20 protein-coding genes are annotated in these 24,612 nt (G+C 70.4%); 4 read left to right on the top strand and 16 right to left on the bottom strand.

Features of this window, described 5'->3' with window-relative positions; translation table 11 throughout:
• Nucleotides 1-44: 44 nt before the first annotated feature.
• From purH to HF323_RS01840, 3 genes are read right to left on the bottom strand one after another with little or no spacing between them, the layout of a single operon-like run.
• Nucleotides 45-1,649, bottom strand: coding sequence for a bifunctional phosphoribosylaminoimidazolecarboxamide formyltransferase/IMP cyclohydrolase (gene purH, locus HF323_RS01850; protein ID WP_169580861.1), 1,605 nt, complete (start codon nucleotides 1,647-1,649; stop codon nucleotides 45-47).
• Nucleotides 1,650-1,672: 23 nt separating this feature from the next.
• Nucleotides 1,673-2,278 (bottom strand): phosphoribosylglycinamide formyltransferase, encoded by a 606-nt coding sequence (gene purN, locus HF323_RS01845; protein ID WP_169580860.1) that lies wholly within the window; start codon nucleotides 2,276-2,278, stop codon nucleotides 1,673-1,675.
• A gap of 4 nt (nucleotides 2,279-2,282) precedes the next feature.
• Nucleotides 2,283-3,827 (bottom strand): DUF6350 family protein, encoded by a 1,545-nt coding sequence (locus HF323_RS01840; protein ID WP_169580859.1) that lies wholly within the window; start codon nucleotides 3,825-3,827, stop codon nucleotides 2,283-2,285.
• A gap of 123 nt (nucleotides 3,828-3,950) precedes the next feature.
• Here HF323_RS01840 and HF323_RS01835 point away from each other — a divergent pair, with 123 nt between their 5' ends.
• Complete coding sequence (locus HF323_RS01835; protein WP_169580858.1) at nucleotides 3,951-5,420, top strand: NCS2 family permease; 1,470 nt, start codon at nucleotides 3,951-3,953, stop codon at nucleotides 5,418-5,420.
• 131 nt (nucleotides 5,421-5,551) lie between these two features.
• Here HF323_RS01835 and HF323_RS01830 read toward each other — a convergent pair whose 3' ends face one another.
• The 13 genes from HF323_RS01830 to HF323_RS01775 form a co-directional block, all read right to left on the bottom strand.
• Nucleotides 5,552-5,992: a nitroreductase family deazaflavin-dependent oxidoreductase gene (locus HF323_RS01830; RefSeq protein ID WP_169580857.1), complete on the bottom strand. Its 441-nt coding sequence runs from the start codon at nucleotides 5,990-5,992 to the stop codon at nucleotides 5,552-5,554.
• 349 nt (nucleotides 5,993-6,341) lie between these two features.
• On the bottom strand, nucleotides 6,342-7,244 hold the full coding sequence (gene sucD / locus HF323_RS01825) for a succinate--CoA ligase subunit alpha (RefSeq protein WP_169580856.1): 903 nt from the start codon (nucleotides 7,242-7,244) through the stop codon (nucleotides 6,342-6,344).
• A gap of 30 nt (nucleotides 7,245-7,274) precedes the next feature.
• The gene (gene sucC, locus HF323_RS01820) at nucleotides 7,275-8,438 is read right to left on the bottom strand and encodes an ADP-forming succinate--CoA ligase subunit beta (RefSeq protein ID WP_169580855.1); all 1,164 of its coding nucleotides are present in this window, start codon (nucleotides 8,436-8,438) and stop codon (nucleotides 7,275-7,277) included.
• 154 nt (nucleotides 8,439-8,592) lie between these two features.
• Complete coding sequence (locus HF323_RS01815; protein WP_169580854.1) at nucleotides 8,593-9,423, bottom strand: CoA ester lyase; 831 nt, start codon at nucleotides 9,421-9,423, stop codon at nucleotides 8,593-8,595.
• Nucleotides 9,420-10,607, bottom strand: coding sequence for a CoA transferase (locus HF323_RS01810; RefSeq protein WP_169580853.1), 1,188 nt, complete (start codon nucleotides 10,605-10,607; stop codon nucleotides 9,420-9,422). The genes HF323_RS01815 and HF323_RS01810 overlap by 4 nt, the downstream gene beginning before the upstream one ends.
• Nucleotides 10,604-12,574, bottom strand: coding sequence for an SUMF1/EgtB/PvdO family nonheme iron enzyme (locus HF323_RS01805; protein WP_169580852.1), 1,971 nt, complete (start codon nucleotides 12,572-12,574; stop codon nucleotides 10,604-10,606). Before HF323_RS01805 ends, HF323_RS01810 begins: the two co-directional genes overlap by 4 nt.
• On the bottom strand, nucleotides 12,571-13,500 hold the full coding sequence (locus HF323_RS01800) for a ribokinase (RefSeq protein WP_188241623.1): 930 nt from the start codon (nucleotides 13,498-13,500) through the stop codon (nucleotides 12,571-12,573). The genes HF323_RS01805 and HF323_RS01800 overlap by 4 nt, the downstream gene beginning before the upstream one ends.
• On the bottom strand, nucleotides 13,497-14,870 hold the full coding sequence (locus HF323_RS15260) for an ADP-ribosylglycohydrolase family protein (RefSeq protein WP_188241622.1): 1,374 nt from the start codon (nucleotides 14,868-14,870) through the stop codon (nucleotides 13,497-13,499). The genes HF323_RS01800 and HF323_RS15260 overlap by 4 nt, the downstream gene beginning before the upstream one ends.
• Nucleotides 14,867-16,063 (bottom strand): ADP-ribosylglycohydrolase family protein, encoded by a 1,197-nt coding sequence (locus HF323_RS01795; RefSeq protein ID WP_169580850.1) that lies wholly within the window; start codon nucleotides 16,061-16,063, stop codon nucleotides 14,867-14,869. The genes HF323_RS15260 and HF323_RS01795 overlap by 4 nt, the downstream gene beginning before the upstream one ends.
• A 49-nt stretch (nucleotides 16,064-16,112) precedes the next feature.
• Nucleotides 16,113-17,405, bottom strand: coding sequence for a sugar ABC transporter substrate-binding protein (locus HF323_RS01790; RefSeq protein WP_169580849.1), 1,293 nt, complete (start codon nucleotides 17,403-17,405; stop codon nucleotides 16,113-16,115).
• Between the two features lie 30 nt (nucleotides 17,406-17,435).
• Nucleotides 17,436-18,362 carry a carbohydrate ABC transporter permease gene (locus tag HF323_RS01785; RefSeq protein ID WP_169580848.1) on the bottom strand — a complete coding sequence of 309 codons (927 nt, stop codon included), beginning with the start codon at nucleotides 18,360-18,362 and terminating at the stop codon, nucleotides 17,436-17,438.
• Nucleotides 18,359-19,360, bottom strand: a complete 1,002-nt coding sequence (locus HF323_RS01780) for a sugar ABC transporter permease (RefSeq protein ID WP_169580847.1) — start codon at nucleotides 19,358-19,360, stop codon at nucleotides 18,359-18,361. The genes HF323_RS01785 and HF323_RS01780 overlap by 4 nt, the downstream gene beginning before the upstream one ends.
• A complete protein-coding gene (locus tag HF323_RS01775; RefSeq protein ID WP_317450963.1) occupies nucleotides 19,357-20,403 on the bottom strand; it encodes a LacI family DNA-binding transcriptional regulator in 1,047 nt (348 codons plus the stop codon). Before HF323_RS01775 ends, HF323_RS01780 begins: the two co-directional genes overlap by 4 nt.
• A 124-nt stretch (nucleotides 20,404-20,527) precedes the next feature.
• Between HF323_RS01775 and HF323_RS01770 the strand changes: the two genes are divergently transcribed.
• The 3 genes from HF323_RS01770 to HF323_RS01760 are packed head-to-tail and all read left to right on the top strand — an operon-like array spanning nucleotide 20,528 to nucleotide 24,542.
• Nucleotides 20,528-21,214, top strand: a complete 687-nt coding sequence (locus tag HF323_RS01770; protein ID WP_169580845.1) for a TetR family transcriptional regulator — start codon at nucleotides 20,528-20,530, stop codon at nucleotides 21,212-21,214.
• 56 nt (nucleotides 21,215-21,270) lie between these two features.
• On the top strand, nucleotides 21,271-23,985 hold the full coding sequence (locus tag HF323_RS01765; RefSeq protein ID WP_169580844.1) for a cation-translocating P-type ATPase: 2,715 nt from the start codon (nucleotides 21,271-21,273) through the stop codon (nucleotides 23,983-23,985).
• Complete coding sequence (locus tag HF323_RS01760) at nucleotides 23,982-24,542, top strand: hypothetical protein (protein ID WP_169580843.1); 561 nt, start codon at nucleotides 23,982-23,984, stop codon at nucleotides 24,540-24,542. Before HF323_RS01765 ends, HF323_RS01760 begins: the two co-directional genes overlap by 4 nt.
• Nucleotides 24,543-24,612 lie beyond the last annotated feature (70 nt).

The following is a 24,612-nucleotide window of genomic DNA, read 5'->3' as shown; positions in this document are numbered from 1 at the left end:
ATCCGAGCGATTCTGCGAGGTTCAAGCGACCCCGGCGTCGCGGGTCAGTGGAAGAAGTGGCGCTCGCCCGTGAAGAACATCGTGACGTTCGCGGCCTGCGCGGCGTCGATGACCTCCTGGTCGCGCACCGAACCCCCCGGCTGGATGATCGCGCGGATCCCCGCGTCGATCAGCACCTGCGGCCCGTCGGCGAACGGGAAGAAGGCGTCGGATGCCGCGACCGACCCGGCCGCACGGTCGCCGGCGCGCTCGACCGCGAGGCGGCACGAATCGACGCGGTTGACCTGGCCCATCCCGATGCCGACCGTGGCCGACTGCTTGGCCAGCACGATGGCGTTCGACTTGACGGCGCGGCACGCCTTCCACGCGAAGATGAGGTTCGTCATGTCGTCATCGGCCGGACGCTCGCCCGAGACGAGCTGCCAGTCCTTGGCGACAGACTCGATGTCGTCGGGGAATCGGTCGGCGTCCTGCAGCAGCAGTCCGCCGGACACCAGCCGTACGTCCATGCGCTCCTGCTGCCAGTCCTCGGGAAGCTGGAGCACGCGCAGGTTCTTCTTGAGGCGGAACACCTCGAGCGCCTCGGGTTCGAAGTCGGGAGCGACGATGACCTCGGTGAAGATGTCGCGCAGGTTCTCGGCCATCTTCAGCGTGATGGTGCGGTTCGCGGCGATGACGCCGCCGAAGGCCGACACCGGGTCGCACTCGTGGGCGCGCAGGTGCGCGCTGGCGATCGGGTCGAGCGCGTTCGGGGCCGCGACGGCGATGCCGCACGGGTTGGCGTGCTTGATGATCGCGACGGCGGGCTTGACCATGTCGAAGGCGGCACGGAGCGCGGCATCCGCATCGACATAGTTGTTGTACGACATCTCCTTGCCCTGCAGCTGTCGCGCCTGGGCGATGCCGTGGCCGCCCACGCGCGTGTAGATCGCGGCGCGCTGATGCGAGTTCTCGCCGTAGCGCAGCGTCGCGAGGCGCTCGGCCTTGATCGTGAGGTGCTGCGGCAGGTCCGCGCCGCCGAGGGTCTCCTCGGCGAACCACGTCGCCACGGCGCGGTCGTACTCGCAGGTGTGCGCGAAAGCGCGGGCAGCGAGGTCGCGGCGCTGCTGCAGCGTCGTGCCGCCATTGCCGAGGGCATCGATGATCGCCGGGTACGACTCGGGCGAGACGACGATCGCGACGTTGGCGAAGTTCTTCGCCGATGCGCGCACCATCGCGGGGCCGCCGATGTCGATCTGCTCGACCACGTCGTCGCCGGTCGCGCCGGAGCGGACCGTCTCGACGAACGGATACAGGTTCACCACGACGAGTTCGAACGGCTCGATGCCGAGCTCGGTGAGCTGCTGCAGGTGGTCCTCGAGGCGCAGGTCGGCGAGGAGCCCGGCGTGCACGCCGGGGTGGAGCGTCTTGACACGCCCGCCGAGGGACTCGGGGAAGCCCGTCACCGCCGACACGTCGGTGACGGCGTGGCCCGCGTCGCGGATCGTCGCCGCCGTCGAGCCGGTCGAGACGATCTCGACGCCCGCGGCGGAGAGCGCCTCGGCGAGCTTCAGCAGATCGGTCTTGTCGCTGACCGAGACCAGCGCGCGACGCACCGGAACGACGTCGCGGTGCGTGTACAGGGAGGGGTCGTGGGTCGGGCCGGCCATGGAGGCTCTCCTCGTCGGTGGGGTCAGGAAGCGGACGCCGCCGCCGACGTGGCGGCCAGGTCGAGGTCGCCCGTCGCGATGCGGCGGACGACGTCGATCAGCAGTCGACGCTCGACGGGCTTGATGCGGTCGTGGAGGGTGTGCTCGTCGTCGCCGGGGAGCACGGGTACGCGCTCCTGGGCGAGGATCGGACCCGAGTCGACCCCGTTGTCGACGATGATGACGCTGGCCCCGGTCTGCACCGCTCCGGCGGCGAGCGCGTCGCGCACCCCGTGCGCGCCGGGGAACTCCGGCAGGTACGCCGGGTGGGTGTTGATGATGCGCGGCGACCACTCGTCGACCAGCGACGCCGGAAGCAGGCGCATGAGCCCGCTCAGCACGACCAGGTCGGGCCGCCATACACCGAGCTGACGCCCGAGCTCCTCGCCCCACTCCTCACGCGACCCGAACTGCTCCCACGGGACCATGAACGAGGGAATGCCGTACTCCTCGGCGTGCGCGAAGCCCTCGGCCTCGCGATCCGCGCCGACGGCGACGATCTCGGCCGGGTAGGAGGGGTCGGATGCCGCATCGAGCAGAGCGCGCAGATTGGACCCTGTGCCCGAGATGAGGACGGCGACCGTGAGCACCCGCTCAGTCTAGCGGCGCCCGGGGCTCGGCCCCGCGCGGCCCCAGGTCGAGGGTCTCTGAGAGGTCGGGTGAGGCATCCGGAGCCGGCCACCGCTCCCCCGGCCCGCTGTCGGCGGGCGATTCGGCGTCGGCTCGATCGCGCCCCGGATCGGTCTCCGACCTGGGTGCCCGGGCATCCGGAGCCCGCCATCGGTCCACCGAACGGGCTCCGCTCCGATCGTCGGCACGCCCGCGCGCACCCCTCGGCAGCAGCAGCAGGATCGCCGCACCCACGAGCACCTCGAGGCCGACGGCCAGCGCCACAGGCCCCGCCTCGGGTCCGACGAAGGCGAGACGGCCCGGACCCATCGATCCCGACGCGACAGCGCAGAGGAGCGCTGCTCCGGCGCCGGACAGCACGGCGATCCCCGCGGCGACGACCAGCCGGGCGCCGAACGGGTCGTGGTCGGACGTGCCGTCCTCGCGCACGTCGGCGATGGGAGCCTGCGCGAGAAGCCCCGGAAGCACCACCTCGTACTCTCCGTCGGCGCCGGACGCGGTCCGATCACGCGCCGGCGGCGGATGCCCCGCCACCAGCCGCGAGCGGGCGATCCACCCGGCGAACGCGCCGAGCGCCACCGGCACGAGCGCGAGCAGGAGCAGCCACGGCGACGTCGACTCCGGCAGCGCGCCGAGGATCGGGATGCCCGGCACCACGCCGACCTGGGTGCCGGACGGCGAGACGGCTCCGCCGTCACCGAGGACGACGCCGGGTCCCGCCGCGAAGGCCATGCCCCACACCGCCATCGTGGGCAGATACGCCAGCTGCGCGAGGGTCATCACCGTCGCGCCGAGGCCGTCGACGTTGCCCGCCTGGAACAGCGCGATGACGTCGGCGCCCCGCAGCAGCAGGGCCGCAGCCGTGAGCAGTGCGCCCAGGCCGATGAGTCCGACCAGGACGACCGCGGTGCCGCGCGCCGTGAGAGAGGGAACCTCGCCCCAGCCGTGGGGCGCGGCCTCGACGCGATCGCGCAGGCGCGCGATCGCACCCGCCCCGGCTTCGCGCCATTCGGTGACGACGGCGGCCACGAGGGCGGGGAGGGCGAACACCAGGGTCGGGAAGAGGATCGCCTGCCACAGCTCGGTATCGGCGAGGAGGTTCTGGCCGGTGAAGCCCGCGAGCGCGGCGAGGGCGATGAACACCACGGCACCGGTGCCCACCCCGGTCGCCCACGCCTCTGCCCGCGAGGCGCGGATGCCCGAGCGCGCGGCGAAGATCGCGGTGAACGCGGCGAACGCGAGCGGGCAGAGCGAGAGCGTGAAGGATGCCGCCGCCGGGTCGATCCCCACGGCGGCGATGTACCCGGCGGGGAGCGTGACGAGCATCGGCACCAGGTTCCCGAACTGCCACGCGGTCACCGCCGCGGGCCACAGCGCGTTCCAGTCCGCGCTCTCGCCGAGCCCGAACACCCACAGCAGGGTCAGCGGGGCGAGGGTCGCCGCGATTCCGACGGCCACCGCGATGGCGGCGTCGACGGCGGCGAGGAGGGCGACGGTGAGGCGATGCATGCGACTTCGACCCTACCTACGGCCGACGCCGCGTTGCGGGCGACGGACCGGCTGGTCGCGGCATCCGGATCCGAGGCGTTCGACCGGCCCGACGGGCACTAACGTCTTCTGCGGAGGTCATTCATGAGCACAGCCCCGTCGCCCGCAGTCGACACCGCCGAAACGCCCGAGCCCCGCAACGGCTTCGACCGATTCTTCGAGATCACCCGACGCGGTTCCAGCGTCGGCGCCGAGGTGCGCGGCGGTGTCGTCACCTTCGTGACGATGGCCTACATCGTCATCCTGAACCCGATCATCCTCTCCAGCGGGGTCGACGTCGACGGCAACACCCTCGGCTTCACGCAGGTCGCCGCGGTCACCGCCCTCACCGCGGGCGTCATGACGGTGCTGTTCGGTCTCGTGACGCGCCTGCCGTTCGCGTTCGCGGCGGGCCTGGGCATCAACTCGTTCCTCGCCGTCGCCGTCGTCGGCCAGGTCACGTGGCCCGAGGCGATGGGGCTCGTCGTGATCAACGGCCTCATCATCGTGCTGCTGGCGGCCACCGGTCTGCGGCGCATGATCTTCGACGCCGTGCCGATCCAGCTGAAGCTCGCGATCACGGTCGGCATCGGCCTGTTCATCGCGTTCATCGGCTTCGTCGATGCGGGATTCGTCACGTCGACCGGCGCGTCGTCGCCTCCCGTCGGCCTGGGCATCAACGGCTCGGTCGCGACCGTTCCGACGCTGATCTTCGTGTTCACCCTGCTGCTGACCGGCATCCTCGTCGCACGCAAGGTCAAGGGCGGCATCCTCATCGGCCTGGTGACCGGCACGGTCGTCGCCGTGATCGTCGAGGCGATCTGGAACATCGGCCCGAAGTTCGAGGGCGACGAGGTCAACCCCGGCGGCTGGGGCCTGTCGGTCCCCGAGCTGCCGGCGTCGCTCGTGAGCATTCCGGACCTGTCGCTCATCGGCCAGGTCTCGCTCGGATCGTTCGAGCGCATCGGCGTGCTCGCGGCACTCATGCTCGTCTTCACCCTCGTGTTCACGAACTTCTTCGACGCGATGGGCACCATGACGGGCCTGTCCAAGGAGGCCGGCCTCGCCGATGCGAAGGGCGACTTCCCCCGCATCAAGTCGGCGCTGATCGTCGAGGGTGTCGGCGCGGTCGCAGGCGGTTACGCCTCGGCGTCATCGAACACCGTGTTCATCGAGTCGGGCGCCGGCATCGGCGAGGGCGCCCGCACAGGCTTCGCGAACGTCGTCACGGGCGCGCTGTTCCTGGTTGCGATGTTCTTCACCCCGCTCGTGTCGATCGTGCCGAGCGAGGTCGCGGCCTCAGCCCTGGTCATCGTCGGCGCGCTCATGATGGCGCAGATCAAGTACATCGACTTCACCGACTTCTCGGTGCTGCTGCCGGTGTTCCTGGCGATCACGGTCATGCCGCTCACCTACTCGATCGCGAACGGGATCGGCGCCGGCTTCATCGCGTGGGTCGTCGTGCGATCGCTGTCGGGCAAGGCGAAGGAGATCAGCCCGCTGCTGTGGGTGGTCGCCGCCGGCTTCGTGCTGTACTTCGCGCGCGGACCTCTCGAGACGATGCTCGCCGGCTGATTTCCGGCGGGCTTCGTCGGCTCATCTGTTCGATCGCGGCTCGGCACGTGAGCCGAGGTCTCGCGGATCAGCAGGCGCCCCGCACAGCGTCACCAGAAGAGCGGATGCCTCGGCCGGGGCATCCGCTCTTCTCAGTCCTCGTTCGGCTCGAGCAGGAAGACCGCGATCTGACGCTCGGTCTTGGCCTGGTAGTTGTCGTAGTCCGGCCAGACCTCGACGGCACGCGCCCACCATTGGGCACGCTCATCTCCCGACAGCTCGCGGGCGGTGTAGTCGCGCTTGACGGCACCGTCCTGCAGCTCGACGTGCGGGTTCTTGCGGATGTTCCAGTACCAGTTCGGCGGCTCGGGGTCGCCGCCCTTCGACGCGACGGCGAGGTAGCGCCCCTCGTGCTCGACGCGCATGAGCGGGGTCTTTCGCAGGCCTCCGCTCTTCGCGCCGACCGACGTCACCACGACGATCGGCACGCCGCGCAGCGTGTTGGCCTTCTGCCCGTTCGAGGCCTCGAAGGCCTCCGCCTGCTTGCGGGCCCAGGCGGACGTGGACGGCTTGTACTCCCCGGTCAACGGCATGCCCTCAGGCTAACCCGCGCGTGGGCCCCCTCGGCGCGGCCGCCCCCGCCGCGGCCTCCGTCGGCTACTTCGCGGCGACTGCTGCCCCAGCATCCGTCGCGTACTTCGCAGAATCGCGCGCAGAACACAGCCACCGCCGCAGAATCTGCGAGTTCGGCGCGATTCTGCGCAGTTCGTGTGGACGGATGCCCACACCGAGGGCGCACACGGACGACGGATGCCCCCACCGAGGGCGCACGCGGACGACGGATGCCCGGCGCACGACGCACGTGCGGATGCTCGTCCCCGCGACCGGCGCATGCGAAGAGGGCCCCGCCGAAGCGGAGCCCTCTCGAACGTCGCGGACCGATCAGAGGCCGGCGATGATGCCGCGCATGAGCTCAGCCGTCTCGCTCGGCGTCTTGCCGACCTTGACGCCGGCGGCCTCGAGGGCCTCCTTCTTGGCCTGTGCGGTGCCCGCCGACCCCGACACGATCGCGCCCGCGTGACCCATGGTCTTGCCCTCGGGTGCCGTGAACCCTGCGACGTATCCGACGACCGGCTTGGTGACGTTGGCCTGGATGAAGTCGGCCGCGCGCTCCTCGGCGTCGCCGCCGATCTCGCCGATCATGACGATCGCCTTGGTCTCGGGGTCGGCCTCGAACGCGGCGAGCGCATCGATGTGGGTGGTGCCGATGATCGGGTCGCCGCCGATGCCGATGGCCGTCGAGAAGCCGATCTCGCGCAGCTCGTACATCATCTGGTACGTCAGCGTGCCCGACTTCGAGACGAGACCGATGGGGCCCTTGCCGGTGATGTTGGCGGGCGTGATCCCCACGAGCGATTCACCCGGGGTGATGATGCCGGGGCAGTTCGGCCCGATGATGCGCGTCTTGTTGCCCTTCGCCTGCGCGTACGCCCACGCCTCGGCGGTGTCGCCGACGGGCACGCCCTCGGTGATCACGACGAGGAGCGGGATCTCGGCGTCGATGGCCTCGACCATCGCGCTCTTGGTGAACGCGGGCGGCACGAAGGCGATGGAAACATCGGCGCCCGTGGCGGCGATGGCCTCTTCGACGGTCGCGAAGACCGGGAGTTCGACCGGGTTGCCGTCCTTGTCGTGGTGCAGCACGGTGGTCCCGGCCTTGCGGGCGTTCACCCCGCCGACGACCTGCGTGCCGGCCTTGAGCATGAGCGCGGTGTGCTTGGTGCCCTCGCCGCCGGTGATGCCCTGGACGATGACCTTGGAGTCCTTGTTGAGGAAGATCGACATTTCAGTTGGTCCTTTTCCGGATGCTTCGGCTCAGGCGTTCGCGAGCTCGGCGGCCTTGTCGGCGCCCTCGTCCATGGTCTCGGCGAGCGTCACCAGCGGGTGGTTCGCGTCACGGAGGATCGCGCGGCCCTCCTCGACCTTGTTGCCGTCGAGGCGCACGACGAGCGGCTTCGAGGCCGAGGAGCCGAGCTCGGCGAGCGCGCCGACGATGCCCTTGGCCACGGCGTCGCAGGCGGTGATGCCGCCGAACACATTGACGAAGACCGACTTGACCTGCGGGTCGCCCAGGATCACGTCGAGGCCCGCGGCCATGACCTCGGCGGACGCACCGCCGCCGATGTCGAGGAAGTTCGCGGGCTTGACGCCACCGTGGTTCTCGCCGGCGTACGCGACGACGTCGAGCGTCGACATGACGAGGCCCGCACCGTTGCCGATGACGCCGACCTCGCCGTCCAGCTTGACGTAGTTGAGATCGTTCTCCTTGGCCTTCGCCTCGAGCGGGTCGGCCGCGGCCTTGTCTTCCAGCAGCGCGTGACCGGCGTGACGGAAGTCGGCGTTCTCGTCGAGCGAGACCTTGCCGTCGAGGGCGATGATCTCGCCGTCCTCCGACAGGATGAGCGGGTTGACCTCGACGAGCGTGGCGTCCTCGCCCTTGTAGACGCTGTAGAGCTTCACGAAGACGTCGCTCACCTTGTCGACGAGCGCCGCGTCGAATCCGGCCGCCTCGGCGATCTCGACGGCCTTCTGCTTGTCGATGCCCGTCAGCGGGTCGACGTTCACGCGGGCGAGGGCCTCGGGGCGCTCGACGGCGAGCTCCTCGATCTCCATGCCGCCCTCGACGCTGCACAGCGAGAGGTAGGAGCGGTTCGCGCGGTCGAGCAGCACCGAGAAGTAGTACTCCTTGTCGATGCGCGCGCCCTGCGCGACCATGACGCGCTTGACGACGTGGCCCTTGATGTCGAGGCCGAGGATCGCCTTCGCGGCCTCGTATGCCTCGTCGGGCGTCTTCGCGACCTTGACGCCGCCGGCCTTGCCGCGGCCACCGGTCTTGACCTGGGCCTTGACGACGACGACGCCGCCGATCTTCTCGGCGGCCGCCCGCACCTCCTCAGGGGTGTCGGCGACGATGCCGGCGAGCACCGGCACCTCGTACTTCTCGAAAAGGTCTCGTGCCTGGTACTCGTACAGATCCACAGTGAATTCCTTCGCAGGTGGCGAATGGGGGTGGGATGACGCGAAAAGCGTCTCGACGTCGAGATATCGACCAGTCCCCCAGCCTACTACCGCTTGCTGGGCGCTCCCGACCGCAGCGACGCGCCGCCGCGGCGGGGGAGCGCGCGCGGACGGGTCAGCTGGCGCGCTCGGCGAGCTGGAGCGTTCGGCGCGCTGCCTGGACCATCGCCACGTCGAGGAACGTGCCGTCCTCGAGGACGACCGTGCCGTTGTCGTCCTCGAGGGCCGACCCCACGCGGGAGACGATCTCCTGCGCGCGGGCGACCTCGTCGGTCGAGGGGATGAAGGCCCGCTCGATCACCGGGAGCTGCCGCGGATGGATGGCCGTCCGTCCGACGAACCCCAGCGCTCGACCGCGCGCGCAGCTGGCGGCCAGGCCTTCGAGGTCGGACACATCGGCGTAGACGCTCATCATCGGCGCGGGAAGCCCCGCGGCGGCGGCTGCCGTGACCAGGCGCGAACGCGACCACAGGAGCCCAGGCTCTCCGGCCTCGCCGGATGGGAGCCCGAGCTGCGAGCGCAGGTCCGCCTCTCCGAGGGCCAGCGTGGCCGCACCGGCGGCAGCGATCGCGAAGGCGTGCTCGACTCCGAGCGCAGACTCGATCAACGCGTGGACCTCCCGATCGGGCGCGCGCTCCGCGACCGCTGCGACGGTCGCGGCCGACTCGACCTTGGGAAGGCGGATGCCGACCTCGTGCTCCAGGCCGGCGACAGCAGCGACGTCGGCGGCATGCCATGGCGATCCCTCGACGTTGACCCGAACCTGCACCCGCTGACTCCGGGGTCGGCTCAGGACCGCGAGGACCGAGCGCGCGTCGTCCTTCCGCCGCGGTGCGACGGCGTCCTCGAGGTCGACGATGACGATGTCGGCTTGCGACGCGAGCGCCTTCGCCACGCGATCCTCCCGGTCGCCCGGCACATAGAGCGCGGTGAGGGGAATGGTCATGCGATGGCTCCCTCGTCACGGAGTGCGCGGATCTCGTCGTCGGAGTAGCCGAGTTCGGCGAGCAGTGCGTCGGTGTCCGCACCGTGCGCCCGGCCGGTGAAGTCGATCACCGGCGCGTCGGCGGACAGCCGGAACAGCGGCCCCTGCATCTTCATCGGACCGAGGTCGGGGTCATCTATGGCGTGAATGGTGCCCAGCGCCGCGAACTGCGGGTCCGACACGATGTCTCGGGCGTCGTAGACGGGAGCGATGGCCGCCTCCGCCTCGTCGAAGGCGGCGAGGACCTCGGCTCTGGGTCGCTGTGCGATCCACGAGCCCACCGCCTCGTCGAGCTCGTCGGCGTGTTCGGCGCGGCCCGCGCCGGTCGCGAACCACGGCTCGTCGACGAACTCGGGCCGCCCCACGAGTCGCATGACCCGCTCCGCGATCGACTGTGCGCTGGTCGAGACGGCCACCCATGACCCGTCCGCCGTGCGGTACGTGTTGCGGGGGGCGTTGTTGGCCGAGCGATTGCCGGTGCGGGGCTGAACCGTGCCCAGCTGATCCCATCGCGTGACCTGCGGTCCGAGCATCGCCAGCATGGGCTCGACGATCGCCACGTCGACCTCCTGCCCGATCCCCGTGCGGCCCCGCGCGTGCAGCGCGACCATCACCGCATACGCGGTCGTCAGCGAGGCGATTCCGTCGGCCAGGCCGAACGGAGGAAGGACCGGCGGACCATCCGGCTCACCGGTCATGGCGGCGAATCCGCTCATCGCCTCCGCGAGCGTCCCGAAGCCCGGTCGGGAGCGGTACGGGCCGATCTGCCCGAAGCCGGTGACGCGGGCGAGCACGAGGCGGGGATTGCGGGCCGACAGAGCGTCGTACCCCAGCCCCCACCGCTCGAGGGTGCCCGGGCGGAAGTTCTCGATGATGACGTCTGCCCTCTCCGCCAGCCTCAGCAGCGCCATCCGGCCGCCGTCGGTGTGCAGGTCGAGCGCGAGCGTCCGCTTATTGCGCCCCAGCGTCTTCCACCACAGGTTGTGGCCATCCTTGGACGGTCCGTGCCCGCGTGCGGGATCGGGGCGTGTCGGGTGCTCGACCTTGATGACGGTCGCCCCCATGTCGCCCAGGTGCATCGCGGCCATGGGGCCCGCGAACAGGGTCGACAGGTCGACGATGATCAGTCCCTCGAGCGCGCTCACGAGGCATCCGTCCAGCAGATCCGGAAGCCGATCGACGACGATGCGTCCACGCCCAGGCCGGGCAGCAGGAGCTTCGCGGAGAATTCCGGATGCCGCACCCCGCCGTCGAAGTACCAGTCGGACTCCTCGGCGAGGTGATCGGCTCCGCCCTTGAGCATCACGAAACGCGTACGCCCGTCGCTGTGCTCAGACTCGGTCCAGTTCCAGACGGCCGGTGATCGCCGTTCGAAACCGCGGGCGGCCGCGGCGAGCTGCCACTCATCCTCCGTCGGCAGTCTGCCGCCCGCCCACGCCGCGTACTGGCGCGCGCGAGCGAAGGTCACCGCGGTCGCGGGCGCCTCGGCAGCTCCCTCGACGGCGTCTGCCGGCTCGCCGATCGCGGCGAGGAACGCGGCGTACTCGGCGACCGACACCTCTCGCGCGGCAACCCGGACGCGGCCGGCGAGCTCGACGACCCGTTCCAGCGTGCGCTGGTCGTGCAGGCGCGGCGGCAACGGCTTCCACTCGTCGACGTACGGCGCGCCCTCGTACATGCCCGTCTCTCGCTGGCGGTAGCGGACCGTGATGACCCGCTCCCCCGGCTCCAGCACGAGGGCATCCTCCTGGAGGGCCGTGCGGGTGCCGGCATCCGCGGTCGGCCCCTGCCACGCCGGCGGGGCGAGGCGGCTCGCTCGGCGATGCGGGAACGAGGCGTCCGCGTCATGGAGGCGGCCGGCGAGCTCGGCGCGGAGCTCGTCGATGCCGGCCGGCTCGGGCGCACCCTGCGATACGCGCAGGACGGCGGCCACGCCGCGGGCGGGTACCGCGACTCCCGTCGGCTCCGCGCCGGATCGTCCGTCGTCGGTGAGGAGGATCGTCGCGCCGGGGCCGTCGGGCTCGTAGGTCAGGTCGACCTCGGATGTGTTGGCGAGCAGCACCAGCGCAACCCCGTCGAGAACGAACTCCGATCCGACGAGGCCGGTCGGCTCGCACACGGCGAGCGGCGTCCATTCGCCCTCGACGAGCCAGCGGTGCAGGCGGCGCTGAACCGGGAGCATGCGACGCAGAGTGGCGGCGTCCCGGGCGTTCCACCCCACCCACGCGCCGAAGACGACTTCCCAGACCATCACGCCCACGCCGTTGAGCCAGGCCGAGATCAGCTCGTCCGAGTGGTCACGGTGCCACCGACGGATGTGATGCTGCATGTGCCGCCGCTCGAACAGGTGCGCCCGAAGGACACCAGGGGGCGTGGTGTCGGCGAACCACTGCGCCCACGACAGCGTGTGATCGGCGATGCGGGCGGTCGCGAGCTTCGACTCGCCTTCCAGTCCGATCCCCGGCCGGGCGCGATCCAGGGCGGTGACGAACTCGGGATCGGCGTTCTTGAGCGTGTCGAGGAACACCCCGTCCGCGCCCAGCCGCCGGATCACCTCGGCGAGCTCGTGGGCATCATCGCCGCTCCTGCGCGTCCCGGTGTCCCACGGGTTGTAGTCGACGAACACCCGCACCCCCGCGTCGTGCAGCGCGGCCGCCGCCTCGGGAAGACCGGGCACGTCGTAGAAGTCCCACTGATTGCGGTCGTCGATCCCGATCACCGGATAGGCGTGCCACAGCACGACGCCGTCGAGGCCTCCGAAGCGCTCCCGCGCATCGTCGAGGAAGCGATCCGGCGTGAAGCGCTGTGCGTCGGCATCGAAGAAGAGCTCATCCCAGAGCCAGACCTGCGCCACCGTGAAGCAGCGGCTCGCCCACGCGGACGCCGCATCGTCGTACCGGGAGGGAGCACCGTAACGGGCGAGCGCCCCACGCCGCCAGGCATCCAGCTGCCGTCGCCACTGACCGAGCTGCGAGCGATCCGCAGGCGCGGCGAAGATCTTCGCGTCATCGAGCAGCTCGGCACCCGGCCCGTCGGTCACGTCCGCGCGGAGCGGCACCTCCGTCGGGCGGTCCAGCTCGCGCGGGACGAGGGGATCGAAACCGCCGCTCATGCGACCTCCTTCATGAACTCCGCGAGCTCGGCCGCGGTGGGTACGGCGTCCTGCGCGCCGGGTCTGCCGACGGCCAGGGATGCGGCCGCGGCGGCGCTCGTCGCCGCCCGTGCGAGGGTGTCGATGTCGAGCGCGGCTCTGCCCGCCGGCAGGGCGGCGGCGAACACCCCGCAGAAGGTGTCGCCGGCGCCCGTCGTGTCGACCGCGTCGGCCTGGAACGATGGGATGCGCCGACGCTCGTCGCCGCGCGCGATGAGGGATCCCTCCGCGCCGAGTGTCAGGACGACCGCGTGCACGCGGTGCGCGAGCCGATCCAGGGCCGCATCGAGGTCGAGGCTGCCGCCCGCGATGTCGCGCAGCTCGTGCTCGTTGACCACCAGGATGTCCGCGGCCTCCAACAGCCGGTCGCCGGCACGGGCGTCGGAGAAGGGCTCGGACGGCGAGGCGTTGAGCACGAAGAGAGAGTCGGGGGAACGGAGAGCGGATGCCTCCAGCACCCGCGCGACCGGAATCTCCAGCTGGGCGATGACGACGTCCGCCTCCGCGACGAGGGCACGCTGCCGAGCGGTGAGCGGGCCGCGCTCGGCGTTGGCGCCTGCGATCACCACGATCGCATTCTCGCCGTCGTCAGCGACGGAGATCAGCGCCGTCCCCGTCGGCTCGCCCGACGACACGAGTCCACTGACGTCGATGCCGTCGCGCTCCAGCCCGGCACGCAGCGCTTCCCCGTCCTGATCCGCTCCGACGGCGCCGACGAAGGCCACGGTCGCTCCGCCTGCCCGAGCGGCCGCGACGGCCTGATTGGCACCCTTGCCTCCGCCACTGCGCGAGACGCCGCGCGCGAGCAGTGTCTCTCCCGGTCCCGGCACGCGCGGAACGCGCGCGACGATGTCCATGTTGACGCTGCCGACCACCGCGATCTTCACGACGCCATCCTCTTCGGCAGCGCGAGTGTGCGGTCCGCGAGGTCCCGGATCGAGCGTTGCGGGCCGCCCGGCAGCGATGTGGCGATGCGCCCGTCCAGCGGCTCGCTCCACGCGGGATCGATGCCGGCCATACCGCGGAGCGCGCCCAGCACGGATCCGACGGTGGCTCCTGCCGAGTCGGTGTCCCATCCGGCGGCGACGGCGACGGGGATGCCCCGTTCGAAATCCCCCGCTGATGCTTCGAGCGCGCAGGCGATGAGCGCCGCATTGTTGAGGGCGTGCACCCAGTGCATTCCGTCGAACGCTTCGTGCAGTCGGTCGAGGGCCGCGGCGACTCCGATGCCGCCGGCGGCGAGCTCCGCGCCGACCCGCCGCCCGAGCGAGACCGCGGCGGCGAGGCGCGAGCGCGGCGGCACGACGCTGGCCGCGGCATCCAGCGTCGCCGACGGCGAGTCGCAGACGAGCGCCGCCGAGCACAGGGCGGCTGCCCACATCGCCGCGTACAGCCCGTTGCGCGTGTGACTGAGGCGCGCGTCGGTCCACGCCAGGCGTGCCGCCGCCCGCACATCGCCGGGCTGCGACCAGCCGTAGACGTCCACCCTGATCAGTGCGCCGATCCACTCGCGGAAGGGGTTGAGGTGCGTGGCCGTCTCGGGCACGGGCCGCGCATCGAGCAGGTTGCGATAGGCCGCGCGTTCGGCGGTGAACACCCGTCCCGCCGGGAGGTTCGCGAGCCAGGTCTCGGCGACGTCGTCCGTCGTCAGCGCCGCCCCGCGCCGTTCGAGCATGTCCAGAGCGAGGATGGCGAAGTTGAGGTCGTCGTCCTCGGGCATGCCGTCGATATTCTCTACGAGCGAGGTCGGGGCCGACCGCCGGTTCCACGGCCATCGCTCGGCGACGTCACGCGGAAGCCCACGTGCGGTGAAGTACCCCGTGATGGGCCAATTGCCCGTGGCCCGTGCGATCTCCTCGATGCCGGGGCGGGGGATCTTCTCGACCGGCTTCCCGAGCAGGCATCCGATCGACCGCCCGTACCACGCGCCGAGCACCCGGTCGGGGTCGGCGCGAGGCGGCCGGGGCAGCTCGGGCATCGGCGGCAGGAGTCGCTCGATGTCGTCCCAGGCATCCGGCTCGTCATCGGAGCGAGGCTGCGCGCCCGCGAGCTCGTCGAGGAGTTCGCGCGCAAGCGCGCGCACGGCGGGAGTCGCCGGCGCGGCGCTCGCTCCCGACGGCTGCAGCGTCGTGTCTCCTCCGGCGGCTGCCCATCGCCTCCCGATCGAAGCCAGGACCTCCTCGGGAGTGCCCTGCTCACGCAATGCGGCGATCTCGGCGGCGACGAGGTCTTCCGGCTGAGCCCACGTCAGTCTCACAGCGCGGCTCCCGTGAGAAGCCCGTCCAGCATCGCCGCCTTTTCGCGCGCGCGCCGAGCATCGGCCGCAGTGACATCGCGCACCACGTCGGCCATCGTCTGGATCACTCCTTCGAGATCGAGCCGGCTCGCCTCGGTGACCGCGTCGACCCACTCGCTCGGAACGCCGGCGCGGCCGGCGAGCCCGCCGCAGATGGCGCCGGCCATGGTCGCGATCGAGTCCGAGTCGCGTCCGTAGTTCACTGCCGCGAGGACGGCTTCACGCGCGTCCCCGTCGTGCGCCAGCACGAAGCCGAGAGCCACGGGCAGCTCCTCGATCGACTTCGTGCGCGAGGGCAGCCGAGCGTCCATGGCCATCGCCCGGTATGCATCGCCGACCGTGTCGTAGGGGGCGACGGCCGCCCGGACGACCCGCGCGAGCTCGCGGGGGTCGTCGGCTCGCGAAGAGGCGCGGTGTTCCTCGACCGCGTCGAGAACGGCGACGATGGCTGCCGCGGTGCCGTCGTGTGCGACCCGCAGGGCGGCAGCCATGACGTCCCGCACCGTCGCGCCGGGCGCTGCCGCTGCAGCGACGGCGGCGGCGAACACGCCGGCCGCTTCGCGTCCGTAGGACGACTGATGCGCTCCGGCCAGGTCGATCGCCTCAGCGTAGGCGGCCTCGGGGTCGCCCAGATTGACCAGACCCACGGGCGCCATGTACATCGCGGCACCGCAGTTGACGATGTTCCCGACGCCCGCCTCCCGCGGATCGACGTGCCCGTAGTGGAGCTTGGCGACGATCCACTTCTCGGCGAGGAAGACGCGCTGAAGGATCAGCGCCTCCTGCTCGAGCTCGGGGATCCATCGCGGCTCCCCGATCATGAGCGGCACCAGGTCGCTGGCCATGTGGAACGCGTCCAGGTGCGTGCGCCGCGCGGCATACACCTCGATCAGCGCGTGCGTCATCAGGGTGTCGTCCGTGACGTGGCCGTCGCCCTTGTGGTACGGCGCGATGGGGCGCGCCGTGCGCCAGTCCGGCAGGAACGGACCGACGATGCCGGTGACCCGGCCACCGTGCCGCTCCTCGATCTGTTCGGGCGTCCAGCCCTCCGTCGCCCCGCCCAGGGCGTCGCCCACTGCGGCCCCGGCGAGCACGCCGGCCACTCGGTCCTCGATCACATTCACGTCCCGCTCCACTTCGAGTCTGCTCTCCATCGGTCGCGGGGCGACGCCTCGGGCACCGCCCCGCGAGTCGAAGGCGAGGTCAGCCGTTGACCTCGGTCCAGCCGTCCGTCAGCTGTGTGCGCAGATCATCGACGCTGATCTGGTCGGCCAGATACTGCTGGAACGCCGGCGTCGCGATCGTGTCCTTCCACTCGGCGTAGCGGGACACCTTGAGGAACGGCGGCGCGGTGAGGCCGTCGGCGGAGGCCAGGATCTGATCCCAGCCGGTGGCGTCGGCGGCCAGTGTCTCGACCTCGGCCTGGGCTCCGCCCGAGGACGGGATGAGCGCGTCGGCGTAAGCGATCGACGCCAGATTGTCGGGGCTCATGAGGAAGTTGAGGAAGTCAGCCGACTCCTCGACGTACTCCGAGTCCACGTTGATCGAATAGGTCTGCGGGTTGGCGGCCTGCAGCGCGCCGGCCGTGCCCTCGAGCGGCGGCAGGACCGTCCAGTTCAATCCCTCGGGGGCGTCGTTGGCGATGTTGGTCGCCTGGAAGGATCCCTGCACGGTCATCGCCACGGTGCCGCCGTAGAACGAAGCCAGCACGTCCGAACCCGACTGGGTGAGGGACGTGGGGTCGATCGACTTGTCCTCGTACGCCATCTGGTGGATGGCCTCCGGGACGGCGAGCTCATCCTCTCCGACGTCGATGGTGACGTCCTCACCCTCGCCTTCGAAGTAGCCGCCGTCGAAGCCCATCGAGAGGCTCATGATGGCGGCGGTGGGCGAGCCGAGCCCCCAGCCGAGACCGTATGCTCCGTCAGTCGTGGTGGCCTGGGCGATCTCGCGAAGCTCTTCCCAGCTCATGGTCTCGCCGGTGGGAACCTCGACACCGGCCGCCTCGAGCAGGTCGGTGTTCGCGAACACCATGTAGGACTGCATCGTGGAGGGGTAGGCGATGACCTCGTCTCCGACGGTCACCGACTCCCAGATGCCCTCGGAGATGTCGTCCTTGATCTCGGGTTCCACCAGGTCCGACACATCCGCGAGGTAGCCGTCGAGTGCGAAGGGGATGATGCTGGCCGCCTCGAAGTGGATGATGTCAGGTGCCGTGCCGCCCGTGAACTGGGTGATCAGCTTGTCGTAGATGCCGTCCCAGCCGGCCTGGACGATCTCGACCTGCACATCGGGGTTGTCGGCGTTCCACTGGTCGACGATGGCCGCCACCGCTTCCTGAGTGGCGGGCTGGTCAGACAGCGACTGGAACTCCAGCGTGACGCCGTCGCCGCTGTCGTCGTTGTTGTCGGAGGCGCTGCCTTGCTGGCAGCCGGTGAGGACGAGCGCGGCCACGCCGGCGACCGCCAAGGCTGCGATGCCTCGGGATTTCCACATGATGGGTACCTTTCTCATGGTCGGGCAGGACTAGCCCTTGACGGCACCGGCGAGCGTGCCGCCGGTGAGCTTCTTCTGGAGGATGCTGAAGATGATGAGCGACGGGATGGTCGCGATGACGGCGCCCGCCGCGAGCGGACCGAGCTGCGTCTGCCCCTCGGCGCCGAGGAACGACCGCAGCGTGATGGGCAGCGTGTAGAGCTCGGGGCTCTGGATGAGCACGAGGGCGAGGAAGAACTCGTTCCACGCCGACACGAATGTGAACATGGCCGTGGCGACCAGGCCGGGTGCGAGAAGCGGGAGGACGATCGATCGCAGCACCCGCCACCTGCCGGCACCGTCCATCTCCCCGGCCTCTTCGAGGTCGCGGGGGATCGCCGCGATGTAGCCCTGCAGCATCCAGAGCGTGAAGGGCATCGTGAAGGTGACGTAGACGAGGATCAGTCCCATCAGGGTGTCGTTGAGCTGGATCGTCCGCAGCACCAGGAACAGCGGGATGATGATGAGGATCGCGGGGAACACCTGGCTCGCGAGGATCCAGACGGTACCGGCTGCACGCAGCTTCCCCTTGAGGCGGGCCAGCGCGTACGCCATGGGCAAGGAGAGCAGCAGAGTCAGGATCGTCGTCGAGATCGCGACGATGAGGGAGTTGCCGATCGACGTGACGAGGCTCTGCCGCTCGAGCGCGGTGAGGTAGTTCGTGAACACCCATTCGCGGGGAAGCAGGTTCGCGCCGAGCGAGTTCAGCTCGCGAGACGACTTGAACGAAGCCGACAGCAGCCATACGAGCGGAAAGCCCAGGACGAAGAGGTAGATCGACAGCGCCAGGTACTGGAATGCCTTGGTCCACGAGAATCCGCGCTTGCGCCGCGCAGGCGGGGGCGTCGCGCGTCCGGTGACGATCGTCCGGGTGGCGTCACCGCCGCGGGCCGGAAGGGACGGGGCGTCGGTGGTCATCGCTGCTCCTTCCCTTGACGGAACTGATGCACGAGATAGATCGAGAGGATGATCATGATCGCGATGACGAGCACGTCGCCCATCGCGGACGCATAGCCGATCTCTCGGTTGCGGAACGCTTCGAGGTAGGTGAACAGCGGTGGGATCATCGTGCGGCCGCCGGGACCGCCCTCGGTGAGCACGTACACGAGCCCGAAGGAATTGAACTGCCAGATGAAGTCGAGACTGGTGATGGCGATGATGACCGGGCGGAGGGCAGGGAGGGTGACGTGCCAGAAGCGGCGGAAGGCGCCGGCACCGTCGACGGCTGCGGCCTCATGCAGTTCGGGCGCGATCGACTGCATGCCCGCCAGGAGCAGCACCGTCGTCTGCGGCATCCCCGCCCACACGCCGACCACGATCACCGCGGGCAGGGCGGTGTTGAAGTCGCCGAGCCAGTTCACGGGCGGGATTCCCAACGACTGGAGAAGGGCGTTCAGCGGCCCGGAGTTCGTGCTGTAGATCATGCGCCACACGATGGCGACCACGACCGGCGGCATGGCCCACGGAATGAGGGCGAGAACGCGGGTGAAGCCCTTGAGCCGCAGGTCGGAGTTCAGGAGGAGGGCGAGGCCCATCGCCGACACGAGCGTCAGCAGCGAGACGGAAAGGGCCCAGACCAGGCCGATGCCGAACGACGACCAGAATCGACGGTCTCCGGCCAGTTCGATGAAGTTCTCGAGGCCGTTGAAGTTGATCTCCGCGTTGCGCGCGAGCGTCGCGTCGGTGAACCCGAGCGCGACGCCGCTCAGCAGCGGGATCACCGAGAAGATGATGATCGGCAGGAGGGCGGGCACGACGAGCGCCACGGCCTCGCGACGCTCGGCGCGCGCCCGCGCACCCAGACGCCGGACCTTCTTGCCGCGTGGCGTCCTGCGGTCGCCGACGGTCGATCCGTCGTCGGCGGCGACCGTCTCGGCGACGGCGGTCGGGGCTGAATCAGGTGCGTTCGCACTCATGCCGAGGCCTCTCGTTCGGATGCGAGGGTGACAGAGCGGATCGCGCCGAGCACGGAGGAGCCGCGTACGCGGAGGGACGGGGCGACCGTCACCGTGTGCAGGGGTCGCTCCGGCTCGGCCAGGCGCGCGATGAGAAGTTCCGCCGCCACTCGTCCGCGCTCGGCCGCGCCCAGGTCGACGCTGGTCAGTCCCGGTCGCGAGACCTGAGCGAGCTCGGTGTCATCGACCCCGGTGATGGCGATGTCTTCGGGAATGCGCAGCCCGAGGTCGTCGGCGGCATGAAGTGCACCGATGCCGATGAGGTCGTTCGCGGCGACGATCGCATCGATCTCCCCCGCGACCTTTCCCTCGAGCAGCTCGAGCGCACCGCGGTATCCCTCGGCGATGGTGAAATCGTCGACGCCGACCTCGACCGTCGAGACGCCGGCGGCGTCGGCGACCGCACGTCGGAATCCGTCCTGGCGGAAGCGGCCGGGGGTGGTGTCGACGGGGCCGTTGAGGAACGCCAGCCGACGGCGCCCTTCGCCGACGAGGTGATCGACGACCAGCTCCATTCCGCGACCGGAGTCCGCCCGAACGGTGTCGACACCCGCGCTCTCCGGCACCCGACCCAGCACCACGACGGGAACCGGGGCCTGCGCGATGGCCGCGACGAGCTCGTCGGTCACGCGCAGGGGTGAGATCACCATGCCGTCCACGAATCCGCGGCCCAGGCTGTGAACGAGGTCCACCGTCGCCTGCACGTCGCCGGTGCTCGAGATGACGAGGCGGTAGTCGGATGCCGCGACCACCCGCTCGATCGCCGACATCATCTCGACGTAGACGGGGTTGCCGATGTCGGCCACCGCGTAGGCGAGCTGCTGCGTCCGGCCGAGCTTGAGCGAGCGTGCGGTGACGTCTGCGGCGTAGCCCAGCTCGGCGGCCGCGGCGCGGACCTTCTCGATCGTCTCCGCGCTGGCCACCAGGCCGTTCAGGGCGCGGGACGTGGAAGCCACCGAGACTCCGGCGCGCTTGGCGACATCGATGATGGTGACTCGTGCCACATCCGCTCCTTCGTCATGGACAGCCTCGCTGCGGTCGCAGTGGAAACGTTTCCACCAAACTCCTCGATTGTCAACTCCGCCGCCGCTCGGCGGCCCACGACGGAGAAGATAGGCTCTCCCCGAGATGACCGACATCGCCGCCGCCCCGTCCGCCGCTCCCCGAGCCGCGGTGGTGGCCGCCGCCCTCGAGCTCTTCGCCGAGCAGGGATTCGATCAGACCTCGGTGGAGCAGATCGCGCACGCGGCCGGTGTCTCGCGCTCGACCTTCTTCCGCCAGTTCGGCGGCAAGGACGACGTCGTCTTCGCCGACCACGAGCTGCTCCTCGACCGCCTCCGCGAGTTCCTCGCGGGCGACCACGACGATCCGTGGCGTGCGGTGTGCGAGGCATCCGTCCTCGTCTATTCGCACTTCGCCGCCGACCCCGAGCTCGCGCGGCGGCGCTACGCCGTGGTTCGCCAGGTGCCTGCGCTGCGCGAGCGCGAGATCGTGACGGTGTTCCGGTACGAGCGTCTCTTCGACGAGTACCTGCGGGCGTCGCTCCCCGGCCTCGATCCGATCGACGCCGTCGGCTTCTCGGCTCTGGTGACCGCGATCCACAACCACGTGCTGCGCCAGCTGCTGCGCGGCCCCAAGCGGGTGCCCGTGTCGGTCCTCCGGCGCGCGCTCGACGACGCCCTCCGCAGGTTCGGCGTGCAGCCCGACGGGCAGGCGACGGATGCCTCGCCCGACGATGTCGTGGTCGCCGTGTTCCCCCGGTCGATGCCCACGGCCGAGGTCGCCCGGCGTCTTCGCGCGCGCCTCGACGAGTAGCCCGCCCCGGCGCAAATCACCCTCGCGCGCGAGGCGTTCGGGAGTAGCGTCAGCACATGAGCACCGTGGACACGTCGCAGAGCGCCGCCCCTTGGTACACGCAGGACCCGGATGCGGTCGCCGCCGCCGTCGGCGCCGACCTCGACCGAGGGCTCACCGCGGCCGAGGCCGCGCGGCGGCTCGCCGAGCACGGACCGAACTCGATCGCCGCCGAGCCGCAGCCGTCGGTGTGGCAGGTGGCCCTGCGCCAGCTCGCGGACCCGATGAACATCATGCTCGTCGCGGTCGCGATCATCAGCCTCTTCATCAACCAGATCAGCGTCGGGATCCTGGTCGGCGCTCTCGTGATCCTCAACGTGGTCCTCGGCACGAAGCAGGAGATGAAGGCCAAGGCGTCGGTCGACGCGCTCGCCAAGATGCAGATCCCGCAGGCGAAGGTCACGCGCGATGGGGTGCTGCTCCAGCTCGACTCGACAGGTCTCGTGCCGGGCGACCTGGTGTCGCTCGAGGCCGGCGACATCGTCCCCGCCGACGGGCGCATCGTCCGGTCGGCGACGCTCGAGACACAGGAGGCGGCGCTCACGGGCGAGAGCGCGCCGATCGCGAAGGACGCGGCGACGATCGCCGACGCCGAGACGACGCTCGGCGACCGGGCGAACATGGTGTTCCAGAACACCCTCGTCACGCGCGGCACCGCCACGGTCGTGATCACCGACACGGGCATGGGCACCCAGATGGGCCAGATCGCGTCGATGCTGTCGGCGGTCAAGCCGGCGAAGTCGCCGCTGCAGCGCGAGCTCGACTCGCTCACCGGCGTGCTGGGCTGGATCGCCTGGGGTGCGGTCGCGGTGATCATCGTGACGGGCCTGCTGCGCGGCCAGCCGGCCGCCTCGGTCATCCTGCTGGGCATCTCGATGGCGATCTCGGCGATCCCCACGGGCATGCCGACCTTCGTGCAGGCGATGCTGTCGTACGGCTCGCGGCAGCTCGCCGAGCACAAGGCCGTCGTGAAGAACCTCACCGACGTCGAGACGCTCGGAGCGACGAGCGCGATCAACTCCGACAAGACCGGCACTCTCACGATGAACGAGATGACCGTCGAGTCCCTCTACTTCGCGGGCGACTGGTACTCGGTCGGCGGCAGCGGGTACGAGAAGACCGGCGAGATCCGTCAGGTCGCCGGTCAGCCGATGCCCGACTTCACCCAGCTCGCCCTCGGCCTCACGCTCTGCAGCGACGCGACCGTCTCCGACGACGGCGTCGTGATCGGCGACCCCACCGAGGCCGCCCTCGTCGTGCTGGCCGCCAAGATGGGCGCCGACGCCGAGCTCACCCGTGTGCAGTATCCCCGTGCCGCCGAGGTGCCGTTCGACTCCGCGTACAAGTTCATGGCCACGTTCCACCAGGTGGCGCGCGACGGCAGCACCCAGCTCGTGGCGCTGGTCAAGGGCGGGCCGGATGTCGTCCTCGACCGCTGCTCGCACGTGCTGACGTCCGACGGCCCCGTGCCGATCGAGCAGCAGCGGGAAGCGGTGCTCGATGCGAACCGCTCACTGTCGGAGCAGGGACTGCGTGTCCTCGCGTTCGCCGTCCGCCGCTTCCCCGCCGGGACGCCCGTGCCGAGCGACCCGATGGCCGAGGTGACCGACCTCACCTTCGTCGGTCTCGTCGGCATCATCGATCCCCTTCGCCCCTCCTCGAAAGAAGCCGTGCGCGTCGCACTCGAGGCCGGCATCGAGGTGCGCATGATCACGGGCGACCACGCGATCACGGCCGCCGCGATCGGCTCGAAGCTCGGCCTCGGGCCCGGTGCGGCCAGCGGCGCGGACATTCAGGCGATGAGCGACGACGAGCTCAAGGCCGCGCTGCCGAATCTCCACGTCTTCGGCCGGGTGACGCCCGAAGACAAGCTGCGCCTCGCGCGGCTCATGCAGGAGGACGGCGCCGTCGTGGCGATGACCGGCGACGCCGTCAACGACGCCGCTGCGCTCAAGCAGGCCGACATCGGCGTGGCGATGGGCTCGGGCAGCGACGTCACCAAGCAGGCCGGCAAGATGATCCTCGTCGACGACAATTTCGGCACTCTCGTCACCGCGGTGCGTCTGGGGCGGTCGATCTACGAGAAGATCGTCAGCTACGTCCGCTACCAGATGGCGCAGCTGTTCTCGCTGGTGCTGCTGTTCCTGGCCGCGAGCATCTTCGACATCAACGACGGGGTGCCGCTGTTCCCGATCATGGTGCTGTTCCTCAACTTCTTCGTGTCGATCTTCCCGGTGATCGTGATCATGCTGGACCCGGCGCCCGACGGGATCATGCAGAAGCCGCCGCGCGACCCGAAGAAGACGATCGCGAACCGCTCGGCGGTGATCATGTGGTTCGTCTACGGCGCGCTCATCTTCCTCACCTCGCTGGTGCCGCTGCTGCTGTACCCCGATGAGGCGGATTCGATCGAGCCCAACGCGCCCGTGACGATGACCTTCGTGATCGCGGCATTCGGCGCGATCTTCGGCGGGCTCGTGATGCGCCGCGACCCGGAATCGGGACTCGCCGCGCCGATCCTCGTCGCCGTGAAGTGGCTGGCGATCCCGCTCGCGCTGACGGTCGCGGCCGTCGAGATCGGCTTCCTGCAGCGACTCATCGGAACGACGTCGCTCGACGGCTGGGCCTGGCTGCAGTGCCTCGGGATCGCCCTCATCGTGCCGGTGTTCATCGAGGTCGAGAAGTGGTTCCGTCGCCGCCGCATCGCGCGGGCGGCGACGGTCGCTCCGTGAGTGCGGGCAGCGCACCGCGCCGCGGCGTCCGCGCCGCCGGGGTCTCGCTCGCGATCGCCCTCTCGGTGTTCCTCCTGGCCGGCTGCGACGGGACGGTGACCCTGCCGACGGCACTGCCGACGACACTGCCGACGCCGACGATCGAGCTGCCGACCGCGCTGCCCACCGTGACCCCGAGACCCACGCGCACGCCGGTGGTGCCCACGCCCGAGCCGACTGCAGAACCGACCGTCGAGCCGACGCCCGAACCCACCTCGGCACCGACACCGGAGCCGACGGCTGTCCCGACTGTCGAGCCGACGCCGCGGCCCACCACACCGGCGCCCAGTCCGTCCCCGACACCGAGCCCGAGCCCGTCCGCCGAGGCCACCCCGACGCCCACCGCCGAGGCCACCCCGACCCCCACGCCGACGGCCGATGCGACACCCGAGCAGGATGCCGTGTCGTCGACGCTCGCGTGGGTGATTCCCGTCGCGCTCATCGTGGTCGGGATCGCCCTGGCCGCGTACTTCCTGATCCGGCGCCGGCGCACGTCGCCGCCGAGCGCCGCCGGGTGACGCGCCCCGTCCCAGCCGGGACGTGATTTCATCGAGGAGGGCGCGCCGATGTGCCCGCACCTCGACGAGG

Source organism: Microbacterium sp. MF43 (assembly GCF_012847295.1).
Classification (GTDB): domain Bacteria; phylum Actinomycetota; class Actinomycetes; order Actinomycetales; family Microbacteriaceae; genus Microbacterium.
Note: the sequence above shows the minus strand (reverse complement) of the source record. Positions and strands in the feature narration are given on the sequence as shown.